Below are 256 nucleotides of genomic sequence, written 5' to 3' on the forward strand. Positions count from 1 at the left end.
ATAAGAACTATACTTAACATCTTCCAGAGTTAGATGTTTATCAATTTTCCACCACATACCTTCCAGAATATCTGAAAACTTTTTGGGATGATAACCTTTCAAGGATAACCCTCTAGCAAAAGAACTATAGATATGATGATGTGTATTAATAAGACCTGGCATAATCAATCCTTGATTTGCATCAATAAATTCTTCATTTGGATATTTTTCTCTCATATCTTTAGTGGTTCCCAAATCGTAGATTAGATTATCTTTT

At 30.9% G+C, this 256-nt stretch carries 1 pseudogene; it reads right to left on the reverse strand.

The annotated features are described in order from the left end of the window. Positions 1-256: pseudogene (locus ACX6CF_RS26785) on the reverse strand (putative aminohydrolase SsnA); the annotation flags it as partial.

The sequence above is a fragment of the Vallitalea sediminicola genome (assembly GCF_054408565.1).